Genomic DNA, 15,110 nt, shown 5'->3' with positions numbered 1-15,110 from the left:
CGGCCTACTTGGCGAGGCCGGTGTTCCAGAAGAACGGCCAGATGGCGGGCGTGTAGCCCTCGAGCTTGGCCGAGCGCGCCGACAGTCCGTTGAACTTGCCGACCTCGATGAATGGCACTTCGTCATACACCGTCTGCTGCACCGTGCCCCACAAGGCGCCGCGCTTGGCACTGTCGGTCTCCTGGTTGAAGGCCTTGAGGCTGGACTTCTTCGCCGCCGAATCCCACCAGCCCGGCGCGTCGTCGCCGAGCTGCGGCGGCGACAGCATCGGTTCCGGGAACAGGCCCGAATGGGTGAAGTAGACGTCCCACAGCTTCGGGTCGTTGCGCCGCTGCACCAGGGTCGCCCAGTCGACCACCTGCAGGTCGGTCTTGAAGCCGGCCTTCTTGAGCTGCTCGGACATCACCAGCGCCATGTTGTAGTGGAACTCGTACTGCCGGCTGGCCATGATGCGGATCGGCTGGCCGTTGTAGCCGGCCTTGGCCGCGGCCTCCTTGGCGGCCTGCGGATTGCGCGTGTTGTAGACGTTGCTGCCGGTCGCCGCGTAGTACGGCGTGCCCTTCGGGAAGAAGTTCGGCTCGACCACGAAGAAGCGGTTGTCCCCGAAGCCGGCCGCCATCAGCTCGCCCTGCCCGACCGCGGTCTGCACGGCGCGTCGCAGCGGCTGCGAGGTCAGCACGCCCTCCTTGGTGTTGAACACGATGTAGGGGAAGCCGAAGTTCTTCGTGACGATCGGCACCACCGCCGGCGCGCCCTTCTCGATCCGGCCGATGGCCTCGACCGGCAGCAGGTCGGCGTACTGGAACTGGCCCGACAGCGAGCCTTCGACGCGGGTGTTGGCATTCGGCACCGGCACGAAGCGCAGTTCGTCGAGCACGGCTTCGCGGCGCCCGGCATAGCCGCTCGGTGCTTCCTTGCGCGCGCTGTAGCCGTCGAAGCGGGTCAGCACCGTGAACTGGTCGGGCCGGCGCTCCTTGAACTTGTAGGGGCCGGTGCCGATGAAGTCCTTGAGCTGCGGCGCGATGCTCTCCTTGGCCATGATGGCCGCCATGCCGCTCGGCAGCGCGAGCTGGGCCAGCAGCGGCGCATACGGGTTCTTGAGCTTCAGCTCGACGCCGAGCGGGCCCTTGGCGCTCAGCGACTCGACTTCCTTGGCGACCGACTTGCCGCGCGGCGAGAGTTCCATCCAGCGCTGCAGCGAGGCCACCACGTCGTCGGCGTTGAGGTCGCGCCCGTTGTGCAGCTTGACGCCCTTGCGGATCGTGAAGCTGTAGCTGAGGCCGTCCTTCGAGACCACCGGCATGCCTTCGGCCAGCATCGGCGCCACGTTCCAGTTGGCGTCGAAGGTGTAGAGCGGCTCGTAGACGTGCTGCATGATCGTGCCGACCAGGTCGGCGGTGCTGACCATCGGGTCCAGGCCCTGCGGCTCGCCGACCATGGCGAGATTGGCGGCCCCGCCCTTGGGCAGTTCGGCCTGGGCCGCACCGGCCCACAGGCCGAGCGCGACGCAGGCGGCGAACGCCCCCGCGAGCGGACGCCATGGCGATCCACGCGTTGGCTTCAACCGGAGAAAACCAGATGTGGCTACAGTGTTGGCGGAAGATTGCATCGCGGCTCCGTGAGTAATAACATTACATCGGCGATCGTATTTCTCTGCGAATTGCGCGTCAAACGGGGGTTTACCCTTAACTTTTCTGTAATTTCATTACACATCTAACCGCTATGTCCAAAGTTGAAATGCTCGGCCAGTCGCCGATCGCCTCCGATCGCCAGGCCCGTCCGCTGTCGCCCGCCACCCGCGCCGGCGACTTCGTCTTCGTCTCGGGCCAGGTGCCCACCGACGACCAGGGCCAGGTCGTCGTCGGCGGCATCGAGGTGCAGACGCGCCAGGTCTTCAAGCGCATCGAGCAGGCCCTGGCGCTGGCCGACTGCACCCTGGCCGACATTGCCAAGGTCAGCGTCTGGCTCGACGACGCGCGCGACTTCGGCAGCTTCAACCGCGTCTACATGGAATGCCTGGGCGAGCACCGGCCCGCGCGCTCGACCGTCGAGGCGCGGCTGATGATCGACGCCAAGGTCGAGATCGACGTCACGGCCTACAAGCCGCGCGGCTGAGACGGAGACCGCGCCGATGTCTTCCCATCACCTGGTGGCGGTCGACTGGGGCACCAGTTCGCTGCGCGGCGCGCTGCTCGACGCCGACGGCAGCGTGCGCGAGGAGCAAAGCCATCCGCGCGGCATCCTGAGCGTCAAGCCCGGCGGCTTCACCGAGGTCTTCGAGACCCTGTTCGGCGACTGGATGCGCCCGCTGGGCACCCGCTGCCTGATCTCGGGCATGGCCGGCAGCAAGCAGGGCTGGGTCGAGGCCCCCTACTGCCCCTGCCCCGCCGGCCTGTCCGAGGTGCGCGCCAAGGTGCTCGAGATCGAGCCCGGGCGGATCTCGATCGTGCCGGGTCTCAACGACAGCCATGACGGCGTGCCCGACGTGATGCGCGGCGAGGAGGTCCAGATCTTCGGCGCCATGGCGCTGACCGGGCTGCGCGACGGCCTGTTCGTGCTGCCCGGCACGCACAACAAGTGGGCCCGCGTCAAGAACGGCATGGTGACGGGCTTTCGCACCTTCATGACCGGCGAGCTCTATGCGCTGCTGAGCCAGCATTCGATCCTGGCGCGCACGCTCGACACCTCGGCGCCGCTCGACGAAGCCGCCTTCCTGCAGGGCGTGACGCAGTCCGACAACGGCCAGGGGCTGCTGCACAACGCCTTCGGCGCGCGCACCCTGGCGCTGTTCGACCGCATGCCGACGCGCGAACTCGCCAGCTACCTGTCGGGCATCCTGATCGGCGAAGAACTGCGCACCCAGTCGGTCCATGCCGCGGTCGACGTGGTGCTGATCGGCAGCCCCGCACTCACGCAGCGCTACCAGCTGGCGCTGCAGGCCTCGGGCACCCAGGCCCGCACGCTCGGCGCCGAGGCCACCTGGGCCGGCTTGCACGCCCTTCACTCCACCAGCCACCGAAAGACATGACCATTCCGCTCGCCAAATTCTCCGCCGCCATGCAGGCACTGCCGCTGGTGGCGATCCTGCGCGGGCTCACGCCGGCCGAAGCGCCCGCGGTGGGCGACGCCATCATCGACGCCGGATTCCGCCTGCTCGAGGTGCCGCTCAATTCGCCGCAGCCGCTCGAGAGCATCGCCCTGCTGCGCCAGCGCTTCCCGCAGGCGCTGGTCGGCGCCGGCACGGTGCTCGACCCGCAGCAGGTGCGGGCGGTGCAGGGTGCGGGCGGCGAACTGATCGTGGCGCCGAACTTCAACGCCGAGGTGATCGCCGAGGCCGTGCGCCTGGGCCTGGTGAGCCTGCCCGGCGTGATGACGCCGACCGAGGCTTTCGGCGCCCTGGCCGCGGGCGCCACCGGGCTCAAGCTGTTCCCGGCCGAGCTGGCTTCGCCGGCAGTGGTCAAGGCCCTGCTCGCGGTGCTGCCCAAGGACACGCCGCTGATGCCGGTCGGCGGCATCACGCCCGACAACATGGACGCCTGGCGTGCCGCAGGATCGGCCGGCTTCGGCATCGGTTCGGCGCTCTACAAGCCGGGCAAGAGTGCCGCCGCGGTGCACGAGGACGCACTGCGCTTCGTTGCCGCGTTCAACCGCACGCAGCGCGCCTGACCGGCGATCACGCGCGCGCCCGCGACCGGGGCCAGAAGAGATCCAACGGCCGGCTGAGCATGCGCAGCACCACGCTCCTGTAGATGGATTTCAGCTGCGCAAAGCGCAGGTCGCGCGAGCGCAGGGCCATGTGGAAGGCGAGCGCGAAGCTCACCGCCACATTGAGGATCGCCATGCTGCCCACGCCCGCGAGCGCCCACCAGAAGGCGCCGGACCGCAGGACGTCCCAGCCGAGCACGCCGACCGCCACGCCGACCGAACCAGTGCTCAAGGTCACGTGGCGCACGTCGAAGCTGAACGCGAAGCCGGAAAGAATCGCGGGCACCAGCCCCAGCATCAGGCCCAGCGAGATGTTGCCGGCCACGCCCGCGATGTTCGAACGCCAGAACGCAGCCAGCTTCGCCGCGCCCGTCGCGCCGAGCGTCAGCCGGAGCCGGCGGTTGTATTCCAGCGCATCGCCGACGCGGTGCAGCACGAACCAGTTGTCGACCCAGCCGGCCAGCAGGCTGGATGACCACAGCAGCACGCCCGTGAGCGCGGCGTAGAACGGCGTCGGCCCGAGCAGCGAGAACGATTCCAGCGTCGACTGCGCCTTCACCGGCGAAATGATGCCGGTGCCGAACAGCGCCTGAAACAGGAGTTGCAGGCCCAGGCACGCCGGAAAGACCATCAGCACGTTGCCAAGCACCGCGGCCGCCTGCGTGCGAATCAGTGCGAAGACGGAGGACATGAATCCGTCCAGCCCCTCCGGCGTCGAGGCGCCGTCGACTTCCCGCGCGAGGGTCGGCGCGGTCATCGCCGGCTGCTTGGTCGCGAGGGAAAAGTGCAGGAAGTGGATGAGCAGGAAGCTCGCCGCATAGTTGATGCCGGCCAGCAGCCCTTCGAGCATCGAGGGCAGGTACGCTCCGGTGATCGCGAACTTGACGCACACGGTCGCCACTGTCACCAGCCCGCCGCCCGCGGCCATCCGCAGCATCGTCAGGTACTCCTGGCGGTCGCGGGCGATGTAGTGCTCGCCGGTGTCGGCGTTGTACTCGACGACTTTTCGCGTGAGCAGCGAAATGTTGCTGCTCAGAAGATGCGAAACACTTCGGCTTTCCTGGTTGGCCTTGACCAGTTCGGCCGTGAGGCGCGAGACGGATCGCATGTCGTCCGAAGCCAGCCACGCATCCAGGAGGTGTTCCGTGCGCGCGATGCGCATCCGCATGCGCTCCATCTGGAACACGATGTCGACGCTGACGCCATTGCGGTAGAGGTTCCTGAACACGTCATCGATCGCGGCATGGCACTGGTCGAGCACCAGCCGCAGGTAGTTGACCTCGCGCAGGAGCTGCGCCGGCTCCGCGCCCTCCTCCACCGCCCGGTGCGCCGCCTCGACCGCGAGCATGGCGCGCGTGAGCCGGTAGAACGGCTGCGACTCGGTGGCCACCCGCGCATCCGCATCGCCGAGCCGGCTGCGGACCAGTTGCGACATGCCGGTCGAGCTGATCTGGCAGGTGAGGTTGTGCAGCGCGGCCAGGAAATCGAGCGAGAACGCACCGATGCGCCGTGCATCGTCGGCCTCCTCGTGCCGGAACAGCGCGCGGATGCGGTCGAGCAGATCGATGGGCAGCGCATCGGTCCACTCGGCATCGTGGCTGGCGCTGAACATCAGCGTGAACAGCGCGCTCAGCTCGCGGCGGTTCGGCGCCGGCGGAATCATCAGCGACTGCACACGCTCGACCAGCGCGCCGACGAAGCCCGAATGCACCGGCATGCCGGCATCGCACAGCAGCGAGATGCCATCGCTCTCGCGCAGCATCGCGCGCAGGATGCCGGCGACGTTCGCTTTCCATGCCGGATTGCGGTCGAGCACGTTCAGCACATGGCGCACCCGCGTGTGTTCGGCGAAGTGGCGCGCGCCGCCCGATGTCCTGTCGTCGCTGCTTTCGGCCTGCAGCTTCCCGGCCCGGCGGATCCAGTGGACGAGTTCGATCAGCCACTCGCTTCGCTCGGTGTACGACGCGCCTGCATCGGCCATGGCCAGCAGCACGTCGAGCTGATGGCCGGCACTGCGCGCTGCGCGCCAGTTCCTGATGAAGGCTGTGAGCGAACGAAACATGCAATTCCCGGAGAGATCCTCGCAGCCGGGTCCCCGCGGAAAACATGCGTGAAGAAACCAACCGGTTCAGACACGCCGGATCGCTGCGGCATCCCTGCGAGGGACGCCGATGATAGCCGCGGCCCGGCGACGCTCCCGGATCAACCCGCCCTTTCGGAGAATCCGGCTTGGGGAATCAGGAAGAGGAAGGGTGGATGCGGCGCAGCAGCCCCGCCGTGGTGCGCGGCCACCCCACGCGGCCGAACCATGCGCCGCCGGCGATGGCCGAGGCGATGACGACGCCATAGACCACCAGCGCAGCGCCCTGGACCGCGAAGACATGCAGCAGGTCGCCGCCCCAGCGCAGCGCGAGCCAGCCACCGAGGCCGGCCACCAGCAGCCGCGCCAGGTTGCCGATCACCGGCCACAGCAGGCGCCCCGCCCCTTGCGACGCGAAGTACAGCACCAGCCCGACGCCGAAGAAGCCATAGAACGGACCGACCGCGCGCAGGTACTGGGCGCCGGCCTCGAGCATCGCCGGGTCGTGTCCGAACAGCAGCAGCCAGGGGCGCGGGAACAGGGCCGCCGCGAGGCCGATGGCGCCGGAGAGCACGAAGGCGATGGCCGCGCCGGCCCAGGTGGCGCGCAAGGCGCGCTCGCGCTGGCCGGCGCCGATGCAGGTGCCGACCATCGCGACCAGCGGCGCGCCGAGGCCGAACACCAGCGGCACCAGCAGGTACTCGAGCCGCGAGGCCGTGCCGTAGCCGGCGATCGCGCCGGGTCCGAAATGGCCGGTCAGCGCGGTCGCGATGCCGATCGACAGGTTGGTCGCCACGGTCGACACGGCGGCGACCAGTCCGATGCGCAGGATGTCGCGAAACAGCGGCCAGCGGAAGCGCATGCCGGCCCATGAAGGCCGCAGCAGGCTGCGCCCGGAGCGCAGGTAGGCCCACAGCGCCAGCGTACCGCCCAGGTAGTAAAGCAGCAGCGCCACCGCCCCGCCGGCGATGCCCAGACCGGGGACCGGGCCCCAGCCGAAGATCAGCAGCGGCGACAGCGGAATGAGCAGCACGACGCCGACCACCGTCACGTTGGCCGGCACCGCCATGTTGCCGGTGCCGCGCACCACCGCCGCCAGCGAGTTGAACAGCCACACCAGCACCGCGCCCGAGAACGCCACGTGGGAATAGACCAGGGCCGCCTCGAGCGAGGCGCCGTCGCCGCCCATCAGCGTGAACAGCCAGCGGCCGCCGAGCAGCATCGCGGCCATGAACAGCACGCCGAAGCCGACCGCGATCGCGATCGCATGCAGCACCAGCGCATCGGCATCGTCGCGCCGCCGGGCGCCGAGTGCGCGCGCGATCGACGAGGCGATGCCGCCGCCCATCGCGCCGGCCGAGGTCATCTGCATCAGCATCACGATCGGGAACACCAGCGCCATGCCGGCCAGCGCATCGGTGCCGAGCTTGCCGACGAAGAAAGTCTCGATCAGCCCGACCGAGGCCTGCGCGACCATCACCACCACGTTGGGCGCGGCCAGCCGCAGCAGCGTCGGCACGATCGGCGCTTCGAGCAGGCGCCGGGTGCGGGGGTCGAGCGCCGTCATGCCGCCGCCGTCTTCGCCACCAGCACCGGCCGCGCCTCGCGGATCGGCAGGTTGACCAGCGCCGCGCCGGCCGCCAGCGCGATGTCGATGTACCACACGATGTCGTAGCTGCCGGTGGCCTGGAACACATAGCCGCCGAGGAAGGCGCCGAGGAAACCGCCGACCTGGTGCGCCAGCATCACGATGCCAAACAGCATCGCCATGTTGGCCGGGCCGAACATCTTGGCGACCAGGCCGGCAGTGGGCGGCACGGTCGACAGGAAGGTGATGCCCATCACGGCCGCGAAGACCAGCATCACGGCGGGCGTCTTGGGCGCCAGCAGGAACGCCAGCACCGCCAGGCCGCGGACCGCATAGAGCAGTGCCAGCAGCGACTTCATGCGCCAACGGCCGACCGCCCAGCCCATCGCCAGGCTGCCGACGATGTTGAACAGGCCGATCATGCCGAGCGCCCAGCCGCCGATCTCGGGCGGCAGGCCGCAGGCCGCGACCACGCCGGGCAGGTGGGTGGCCAGGAAGGCGACGTGGAAGCCGCAGACCAGGAAGCCCAGGCTCAGGTAGCGGTAGCTCGGTGTCGCCAGCGCCTGCCCGATGGCCTGGCGCGCGGTCAACGGCCTGGTGCCGCTGGCGGCGGCCGACTGCGCCGCCAGCTGCTTCGAGTTGCCCTTCAGCACCCACACCGCCGGCAGCGCCAGCAGGATCAGGATCGCCAGCCACTGCATCGCGCTGGCCCAGCCGACGGTCGCCATCAGGCCGATCGCGATCGGCGCCATCGCGAACTGGCCGAAGGAGCCGCCCGCGTTCACCACACCGGTGGCCAGGCCGCGCTTGTGGGCCGGCACCAGCCGCGTGGTCGCGGCCATCAGCACCGAGGGGCCGGCCATGCCCGCGCCGCCCGCGGCCAGCACGCCGATCGCGAAGATCAGGCCGCCGGTGGTGGTCATCAGCGGCGTGAGGAAGGTGCCCAGCGCCACCAGCAGCACGCCGATGAAGATCACGCGGCCGGTGCCGATGCGGTCGGCCACCGCGCCCGCGAATGGCTGCGTCAGGCCCCACCAGAGCTGGCCGAAGGCGAAGGCGAGGCTGATGCTGCCGATGCCCAGGCCGGTGGCGGTGTTCAGCGACGACAGGAAGAGCCCCATCGTCTGGCGCACCCCCATGGTCAGGGCAAAAGTGCCGGCCGCGGCCAGCAGCACCAGCCAGACGGCGTAGCGGGCGACGGGCGCCGGGCCCACGGTGGTCTTGTCATTCATCGCGCTCTCCCTCGGTCGTTTCGTCCAGGCCGCTCAGCAACGCGATGCTTTCGTCGACCAGGGCATGCAGCGCCAGCACCCGGTCGATGCCGAGCAGCGCGTTGAGCTTTTCCTGCGCGGTGCGCCAGTGGCGCTGCGCCTCGGCGCGCTTGACGCGGCCGGCCTCGGTGACCTCGACCAGGCGGCTGCGCGCATCGGACCCCTCGCCCTGCGTGAGCCAGCCGGCCGCCACCATCGGCTTGAGGTTGCGCGTCAGCGTCGAGGCGTCGACGCCCATCGCCTTCGCGAGCTCGCCCGGGCGGATCGGCCCGAGGTGCATCACGTGCGACAGCAGCGAGTACTGCGAAGTCTTGAGGCCGCTGTGGGCGACCTCGGCGTCGTAGTGGCGCGAGACCTGGCGCGCCAGGTGCCTGAGCCGGAAATTGGTGCAGCCCTGGGGCTTGACGATGGCATTCATGTCGATCATTGTAGCTACAATCATTGCATATGCAACTTTGACGAGGAAACACGAATGACAGCCACCGATCGACTGGCAGCCTGGATCGCCGAGGAAGACGCCATTTCGGAACGCCTGAACGCCGGGCCTGGCCCCGGCGTGGCGCGTCCCGAGCAGCTTGCCGGCAAGACCGGCCTCGAAATGATGGAGGCCATGCTGCGGGCCGAAATCCCCTATGCGGCGATCGCCAAGACGCTGTCGTTCCAGATCATCGAGGTCGGGCCCGGGCGAGCGGTGTTCCAGGGCCGGCCGCTGGCCGAGCACCTGAATCCGCTCGGCACCATCCACGGCGGCTGGTTCGCCACCCTGCTCGACTCGGCGCTGGGCTGCGCGGTCCACACCATGATGCCGGCCGGCCGCGGCTACACCACCGCCGAACTCGGCGTGAACCTGGTCAAGGCGCTGTCGCCCAAGGTGCAGCGCGTGCGCGCCGAGGGCAAGGTGCTGCATTGCGGCCGCCAGCTGGCCACCGCCGAAGCCCGCCTGATCGGCGCCGACGGCACGCTCTACGCCCACGCCACCACCACCTGCCTGGTGTTCGAGATGCCGAACCGCTGACCGGGCTCCCGCATCCGGGTGCGAAATGATCTTCTTGCAAGGCATGGTGGGCATCGCTACGATCCAAGTCCGCGTCTCTGCCAGTTGAGCGGTACGGCCCGAGCTGCCGTGGAATACGAAAGGAAGCCACGATGAAGCCCCGATGCCTTCGCTGGCGAACGATCAGCGCCTGCGCGACGATCGCAGGGGGCTGCGCCAGCCTCCCCGTGCTCGCCCAGTCAGAGGCGATTCCTTCGTTTCGGGAAGTCGACTCCATGGAGGCCCGCGTCCAGGGCTGCGTGACCTGCCACGGCCAGAGCGGCCAAGGCACGAGCAACGGCTACTTCCCCCGCATTGCCGGCAAGCCCGCGGGCTATCTGTACAACCAGCTGGTGGCCTTTCGCGACGGCACGCGGCACTACGCGCCGATGAACTACCTCGTCGCCTATCTGCCGGATGCCTACCTGAAGGAGATTGCCCAGCACTTCGCGAGCCAGCGGCCCCCGTTCGCGCCGGCGGACCCGATGAAGGCGGACCTGGAAACCATGCGCAGGGGCGGCGCGCTGGTGGCGGGCGGAGATGCCGGCAAGGGCATTCCCGCGTGCGTCGCCTGCCACGGCGTCGCGCTGACGGGGATGGAACCAGGCATCCCCGGCCTCGTCGGCCTGCGGCCGACCTATGTGGTGGCCCAGCTCACGCGCTGGCGCGTCGGCGAGCGCCACGCGGCCGAACCCGACTGCATGAAGCGCGTGGCCACGCGCCTGTCCGATGCGGACATGAACGCCGTCGCGGCCTTTCTGTCGCAGCAGGCCGCGCCCACGGACCCGTCGCCGGAACCGGCCAATGTCGTTCGCATGCCCCTGGCATGCGGCAGCCAGAAGTGACGGTCATGAAACTGGCATTCAAGATCCTCCTCGCGCTCGTGGTGCTGGCGGTGGCGGGCGCCGCCGTCTTGTGGTGGTTGCGGCCTTCCGCATTGCCCGAGCCCGGCCGCGCCAGCACGGCCCCGAAGGATGCGACCACCGAGGTCATCAACCGCGGCGAGTACCTCGCGCGTGCCGGCGACTGCGTGGCCTGCCACACGGAGCCCACGGGCAAGCCATTCGCGGGCGGCCGCGCGATGCCCACGCCTTTCGGCGCACTCTTCGTGCCCAACATCACGCCGGACGACGAGACCGGGATCGGCCGATGGACCCCCGATGACTTCTACCGGATGATGCACACCGGCGTTTCCAAGGACGGCACGCTGCTGTATCCGGCCATGCCGTTCGCCTCCTACACCAAGGTCACGCGGGCGGACAGCGACGCCATCTTCGCCTACCTGATGTCGGTCACGCCGGTGCGCCAGCAGAACCGGCCGCACGAGCTCAAGTTCCCTTTCAACAACCGGGAGCTCCTGATCGGGTGGCGAACGCTCTACTTCAAGGAAGGCGAGTTCATCCCCGACCCGAAGCAGAACGCCGAATGGAACCGCGGCGCATACCTTGTCCAGGGGCTCGGCCACTGCGCGATGTGCCACACGGCCATCAATGCGCTGGGCGGATCGAGCGAATCGAAGGCCTTCGAAGGCGGCATGATCCCGAACCAGAACTGGTACGCCCCATCGCTCACTTCCAACCGCGAGGCGGGGCTCGGCAACTGGGAGATCCAGGAAATCGCCGACCTGCTGCAAGTCGGCGTCTCGCACCGGGGGACCACCTACGGCCCGATGGCGGAGGTGGTCTACAACAGCCTGCAGTACCTCAGCGACGAGGACGTCAAGGCGATGGCCGTCTACCTCAGGGCCTTGCCCCAGCGCGACTCCGAGCCGCCGCCGACCAGCCAGGCCCGGCTCGTGAGCCCCAGCGTCATGGAAACGGGGCGCAAGATCTACAGCACGCAATGCGCCATGTGCCATGGCGAAGAGGGCAAGGGGCATCCACCGTCGTTCCCGCCGCTGGCGGGCAACCAGTCCATCACGATGGCATCGCCGGTCAACTCGATCCGCATGGTGCTCAACGGCGGCTACGCGCCCGGCACCCGCAAGAACCCGCGCCCGCATGGCATGCCGCCATTCAGCCACATCCTCGACGATGAAGAAGCGGCCGCCGTCGTCACCTACATCCGCGTGGCATGGGACAACAGCGGCACCCCGGTCGACGCATCCCAGATCAGCGAACTGCGCAAGTTGCTGCCCGAGTGAGGAAGCCATTCATGTCCAGCATCAGCGAACAAGAAGAAGACCGCCGCGTCGACGACATCGTGCGCCGAGGGCCCACGGGCGCGTTCGCGGTGGCGGGCATCGCGACGGCCATCGTCGTGGCGATCTACTTCATCTTCTATTTCGCGGTGTACCTGCCGCGCGGTGCCGTGCAATGAGTGCGACCCTGCCCTCGCATGAGTCCGAAGCGATTGCCGTCGCGGCCGAGCGACGCTGGACCTGGATCGTCGGCGCGATCATCGCGGTGCTGATCCTGATGATGGTCGTCACCGGCGTGCACTGGGCCTCCATGCCGCCGTCGCGCGTGGAAACGATCGACGTGAAGACGCTGCATCTGCGGGGCGAGTTCATCGAGAGCAATCTCGGCACGGCCATCGAGTCGGACGGCCGGGTGGTCGTGCGTCTGATCGCGCAGCAGTATTCGTTCGAGCCGCAATGCATCGCGGTCCCGGCCGACACGCCCGTGACCTTTCGCGCAACGGCGACGGACGCCATCCACGGATTCATCATCGGCCGGACCAATGCCAACACGATGGTCGTGCCGGGCTTCGTGGCGACCTTCACGACGTCGTTCAGCCGGACCGGCGAACAGTTGATGCCGTGCCACGAGTACTGCGGCACGGGCCACGAGGCGATGTGGGGGCGCGTGCAGGTGCTGCCGCGCGACGAATTCATGGCCAAGGCCCGGCCGGGTGAAAGGCTCAGTTGTGTTGCACGCTAGAAAGCTCGTTCTGGCCCACTTCTGGGTGGCCTTCATCGCCTTTCTGGGCGCGCTGGTGCTGGGTGCGTGGCAGATGTACATCCGCAGCCCGCTTTCGACCTGGATCAACAATCCCGAGCACTACTACCGCTCGGTCACCGCGCACGGAACGGTCATGGCCTACGTCCTGCCCACGCTGGTGGCGATGGGCTTCGGCTATGCCATCTCCGAGCTTGCGCTCAAGAAGCCGCTGATCGGCGTGCGCTGGGCGTGGGCCGGCTTCTGGCTCGTGGTGGTCGGCACGGCGGTGGCGGCCGTGACGATGGCATCGGGCAAGGCGTCGGTGCTCTACACCTTCTACCCGCCCATGCTCGCAAGCCCGTTCTACTACCTGGGCGTGGTGCTGGTGGTCGTGGGTTCGTGGATCTGGGTCGCGCTCATGGCCATCAACCTGCGCGCATGGAAGAAGCAGAACCCCGGCGAGCCCGTCCCGCTGGCGATGTTCGGCAACGTGGCCGGTGCGTACCTGTGGGCCTGGACCTCGCTCGGCGCGGCGATCGAAGTGCTGGTGCTGATCCTGCCGGCCTCGCTGGGGCTCACCGACACGATCAACGCCGGGCTCGCGCGCGTCTTCTTCTCGTGGACCTTGCATGCCATCGTGTACTTCTGGCTGATGCCCTCGTACATCGCGTTCTACACGATCGTGCCGCGCGCCATCGGTGGCAGGCTCTACAGCGACACGATGGGGCGCGTGGCCTTCGTGCTCTTCCTCGTGTTCTCGATGCCGATCGGCATCCATCACCTCTTCGCGGACCCGCAGGTGGGCGCGGGCTTCAAGTTCGTGCATGCCGTGATGACGGCGATGGTGTCGGTGCCGACATTGCTCACCGTGTTCACCATCGTGGCGTCGGTCGAGATCGCCGGCAGGCTGCGCGGCGGCCAGGGGATGTTCGGCTGGCTCAGGACGCTGCCGTGGGACAACCCGATGATGCTGGCGGTGACGTTCTCCTTCATCATGCTCGGCTTCGGCGGCGCGGGCGGCATCATCAACATGAGCTACCAGCTCAACGAGACCATCCACAACACGCAGTGGGTGACGGGGCACTTCCACCTGATCTTCGCCGGTGCGATCGTGCTGATGTACTTCATGATCGCCTACGAGCTGTGGCCGCAGCTCACGGGATGCGCGCCGCTGTCGGCCGCGCTCGTCAAGTGGCAGATCTGGCTGTGGTTCGTCGGGATGATGATCCTGTCGATGCCGTGGCACCTGGTCGGCCTGCTCGGCATGCCGCGGCGCATGGCCTACTACGACTTCACGCATCCCGAGTTGCAGCCGCAGGCCTGGACCGTGACCGTGTCGGCGATCGGCGGCTTCATCCTCCTCGCGTCCGGCATCCTGCTGGTGTATACGCTCGCCACTGCCCGCAAGAAGGAAGGCACGGTCGTGGCGCCCTTCACCTTCAGCCGCACGGCGCATCCGTCGGCGCATACGCCGGTCGCGCTGAACGGCTTCGGCCTCTGGGTCGCGATGATGATCGGGCTCACGATCGTCAACTACGGCTACCCCATCGTGCAGCTGGCTTCGCTGAAGGAAGCCTATGTGCCGGTGATACCGATCGGGAGCCGGTGATGAAGGCGCACGACACGACGGGCTGGCGCAACCCCTGGTTCCGCAAGAGCATCTTGTGGCTGATCGTCCTGACCGTGGGCGCTTTCCTGGCGGGCTTCGTGCTGCTGCCTTCGGTGCACAGCGACTTCAGCGCCAAGGGGGTGTGGGCGAGCATCTGCAGGGCGGCCGGGGTGCCGGCCGACTGGTCCTTCGGCGCGGCGCCCCGGCAGGCCGCGACCGCCACGGATGTCGTGCTCGATCGATCGATGGGCAAGGAGGGCTCGCGCCAGGCAGTCGGACGCGGCGCCACGCTGGCGCTCAACTGCACGATGTGCCATGGCGCCCAGGGCATGAGCACGTCCGATGCGCCGAACCTCTCCGGCCAATACCCGGAAGTGATCATCAAGCAACTGATGGACTACCGCGGCGGCAAGCGGGGCAGCCCCATCATGGTGGCGCTGTCCAGGAACCTGTCGGACGCGGACATCGCCGACCTGGCGGCCTACTACGCCCAACTGCCGAAGGCGCGAACCGCGCCGACGACCTACGACGAGGAACTCCCGGCGCTGGTGCGGGTCGGCGCGCCGTTGCGCAATATCGCACCCTGCGTCTCGTGCCATGGCGGCATCGACCAGAAGTTCGGCGCCCCGTGGCTGGAAGGCATGCCCAAGGGCTATCTCGCGCTGCAGCTCAAGGCATTCCGCTCGGGTGAGCGCGGCAACGATTCCGAGGCGCAGATGCGCAACGTGGCCCGCACGATGACGGACGCGGAAATCGAGGACGTCTCGGCGTTCTATGCACGCAAGGCCGGTCCTCGGACCGAATGACCGGTCGCTCCTGGCGGGTCCTGCGCCGGCGTCGCGGAGAACACTTCGAAATTGTGGGTGAATCGGCCCAACACCCCCAAAGACGGCAGTGATAATTATTCGCATTGGCGCGCACCCACCGCCCGCCGGTGCCCCT

The 15,110-nt window shown here is 68.3% G+C and carries 15 protein-coding genes; 10 read left to right on the top strand and 5 right to left on the bottom strand.

Features of this window, described 5'->3' with window-relative positions; translation table 11 throughout:
* Positions 1–4: 4 nt before the first annotated feature.
* Positions 5–1,495 (bottom strand): ABC transporter substrate-binding protein, encoded by a 1,491-nt coding sequence (locus QTI17_RS25715; RefSeq protein WP_478140789.1) that lies wholly within the window; start codon positions 1,493–1,495, stop codon positions 5–7.
* A 227-nt stretch (positions 1,496–1,722) separates the two neighbouring features.
* On the opposite strand from QTI17_RS25715, the gene QTI17_RS25710 reads away from it, so the two are divergent.
* Genes QTI17_RS25710 through QTI17_RS25700 form a run of 3 tightly spaced genes read left to right on the top strand, consistent with a single transcriptional unit; the run spans position 1,723 to position 3,666 of the window.
* Positions 1,723–2,115, top strand: a complete 393-nt coding sequence (locus QTI17_RS25710; protein WP_286536510.1) for a RidA family protein — start codon at positions 1,723–1,725, stop codon at positions 2,113–2,115.
* A 16-nt stretch (positions 2,116–2,131) separates the two neighbouring features.
* A complete protein-coding gene (locus tag QTI17_RS25705) occupies positions 2,132–3,028 on the top strand; it encodes a 2-dehydro-3-deoxygalactonokinase (RefSeq protein ID WP_286536508.1) in 897 nt (298 codons plus the stop codon).
* The gene (locus QTI17_RS25700; RefSeq protein WP_286536507.1) at positions 3,025–3,666 is read left to right on the top strand and encodes a 2-dehydro-3-deoxy-6-phosphogalactonate aldolase; all 642 of its coding nucleotides are present in this window, start codon (positions 3,025–3,027) and stop codon (positions 3,664–3,666) included. The genes QTI17_RS25705 and QTI17_RS25700 overlap by 4 nt, the downstream gene beginning before the upstream one ends.
* A 7-nt stretch (positions 3,667–3,673) precedes the next feature.
* On the opposite strand, the gene QTI17_RS25695 is transcribed toward QTI17_RS25700, so the two are convergent.
* From QTI17_RS25695 to QTI17_RS25680, 4 genes are all read right to left on the bottom strand, one after another.
* Complete coding sequence (locus QTI17_RS25695) at positions 3,674–5,767, bottom strand: site-specific recombinase (protein WP_286536505.1); 2,094 nt, start codon at positions 5,765–5,767, stop codon at positions 3,674–3,676.
* Between the two features lie 175 nt (positions 5,768–5,942).
* Positions 5,943–7,352, bottom strand: coding sequence for an MATE family efflux transporter (locus QTI17_RS25690; RefSeq protein ID WP_286536504.1), 1,410 nt, complete (start codon positions 7,350–7,352; stop codon positions 5,943–5,945).
* On the bottom strand, positions 7,349–8,605 hold the full coding sequence (locus QTI17_RS25685) for an MFS transporter (RefSeq protein ID WP_286536503.1): 1,257 nt from the start codon (positions 8,603–8,605) through the stop codon (positions 7,349–7,351). Before QTI17_RS25685 ends, QTI17_RS25690 begins: the two co-directional genes overlap by 4 nt.
* On the bottom strand, positions 8,598–9,062 hold the full coding sequence (locus tag QTI17_RS25680; RefSeq protein ID WP_286536502.1) for a MarR family winged helix-turn-helix transcriptional regulator: 465 nt from the start codon (positions 9,060–9,062) through the stop codon (positions 8,598–8,600). Before QTI17_RS25680 ends, QTI17_RS25685 begins: the two co-directional genes overlap by 8 nt.
* A 54-nt stretch (positions 9,063–9,116) precedes the next feature.
* Between QTI17_RS25680 and QTI17_RS25675 the strand changes: the two genes are divergently transcribed.
* From QTI17_RS25675 to QTI17_RS25645, 7 genes are all read left to right on the top strand, one after another.
* A complete protein-coding gene (locus QTI17_RS25675) occupies positions 9,117–9,659 on the top strand; it encodes a PaaI family thioesterase (protein WP_286536501.1) in 543 nt (180 codons plus the stop codon).
* Positions 9,660–9,790: 131 nt separating this feature from the next.
* Positions 9,791–10,522 carry a c-type cytochrome gene (locus QTI17_RS25670; RefSeq protein WP_286536500.1) on the top strand — a complete coding sequence of 244 codons (732 nt, stop codon included), beginning with the start codon at positions 9,791–9,793 and terminating at the stop codon, positions 10,520–10,522.
* A gap of 5 nt (positions 10,523–10,527) precedes the next feature.
* Positions 10,528–11,820: a c-type cytochrome gene (locus QTI17_RS25665; RefSeq protein ID WP_286536499.1), complete on the top strand. Its 1,293-nt coding sequence runs from the start codon at positions 10,528–10,530 to the stop codon at positions 11,818–11,820.
* Positions 11,821–11,831: 11 nt separating this feature from the next.
* Positions 11,832–11,996, top strand: coding sequence for a hypothetical protein (locus QTI17_RS25660; protein ID WP_286536497.1), 165 nt, complete (start codon positions 11,832–11,834; stop codon positions 11,994–11,996).
* Positions 11,993–12,559 carry a cupredoxin domain-containing protein gene (locus QTI17_RS25655; RefSeq protein ID WP_286536496.1) on the top strand — a complete coding sequence of 189 codons (567 nt, stop codon included), beginning with the start codon at positions 11,993–11,995 and terminating at the stop codon, positions 12,557–12,559. Before QTI17_RS25660 ends, QTI17_RS25655 begins: the two co-directional genes overlap by 4 nt.
* On the top strand, positions 12,546–14,168 hold the full coding sequence (locus QTI17_RS25650; RefSeq protein WP_286536494.1) for a cbb3-type cytochrome c oxidase subunit I: 1,623 nt from the start codon (positions 12,546–12,548) through the stop codon (positions 14,166–14,168). The genes QTI17_RS25655 and QTI17_RS25650 overlap by 14 nt, the downstream gene beginning before the upstream one ends.
* Positions 14,168–14,974: a c-type cytochrome gene (locus tag QTI17_RS25645; protein WP_286536493.1), complete on the top strand. Its 807-nt coding sequence runs from the start codon at positions 14,168–14,170 to the stop codon at positions 14,972–14,974. The genes QTI17_RS25650 and QTI17_RS25645 overlap by 1 nt, the downstream gene beginning before the upstream one ends.
* Positions 14,975–15,110: the final 136 nt, after the last annotated feature.

This window comes from Variovorax sp. J31P179 (assembly GCF_030316985.1).
Classification (GTDB): Bacteria; Pseudomonadota; Gammaproteobacteria; order Burkholderiales; family Burkholderiaceae_C; genus Variovorax; species Variovorax ginsengisoli_B.
Note: the sequence above shows the minus strand (reverse complement) of the source record. Positions and strands in the feature narration are given on the sequence as shown.

Excerpts from the sequence above, each read along its gene's own strand:
- QTI17_RS25660 (WP_286536497.1), top strand. The coding sequence starts at position 11,832 with ATGTCCAGCATCAGCGAACAAGAAGAAGACCGCCGCGTCGACGACATC.
- QTI17_RS25680 (WP_286536502.1), bottom strand. The coding sequence starts at position 9,062 with ATGAATGCCATCGTCAAGCCCCAGGGCTGCACCAATTTCCGGCTCAGG.
- QTI17_RS25700 (WP_286536507.1), top strand. The coding sequence starts at position 3,025 with ATGACCATTCCGCTCGCCAAATTCTCCGCCGCCATGCAGGCACTGCCG.
- QTI17_RS25655 (WP_286536496.1), top strand. The coding sequence starts at position 11,993 with ATGAGTGCGACCCTGCCCTCGCATGAGTCCGAAGCGATTGCCGTCGCG.
- QTI17_RS25705 (WP_286536508.1), top strand. The coding sequence starts at position 2,132 with ATGTCTTCCCATCACCTGGTGGCGGTCGACTGGGGCACCAGTTCGCTG.
- QTI17_RS25685 (WP_286536503.1), bottom strand. The coding sequence starts at position 8,605 with ATGAATGACAAGACCACCGTGGGCCCGGCGCCCGTCGCCCGCTACGCC.
- QTI17_RS25670 (WP_286536500.1), top strand. The coding sequence starts at position 9,791 with ATGAAGCCCCGATGCCTTCGCTGGCGAACGATCAGCGCCTGCGCGACG.
- QTI17_RS25675 (WP_286536501.1), top strand. The coding sequence starts at position 9,117 with ATGACAGCCACCGATCGACTGGCAGCCTGGATCGCCGAGGAAGACGCC.
- QTI17_RS25710 (WP_286536510.1), top strand. The coding sequence starts at position 1,723 with ATGTCCAAAGTTGAAATGCTCGGCCAGTCGCCGATCGCCTCCGATCGC.
- QTI17_RS25645 (WP_286536493.1), top strand. The coding sequence starts at position 14,168 with ATGAAGGCGCACGACACGACGGGCTGGCGCAACCCCTGGTTCCGCAAG.
- QTI17_RS25690 (WP_286536504.1), bottom strand. The coding sequence starts at position 7,352 with ATGACGGCGCTCGACCCCCGCACCCGGCGCCTGCTCGAAGCGCCGATC.
- QTI17_RS25695 (WP_286536505.1), bottom strand. The coding sequence starts at position 5,767 with ATGTTTCGTTCGCTCACAGCCTTCATCAGGAACTGGCGCGCAGCGCGC.
- QTI17_RS25665 (WP_286536499.1), top strand. The coding sequence starts at position 10,528 with ATGAAACTGGCATTCAAGATCCTCCTCGCGCTCGTGGTGCTGGCGGTG.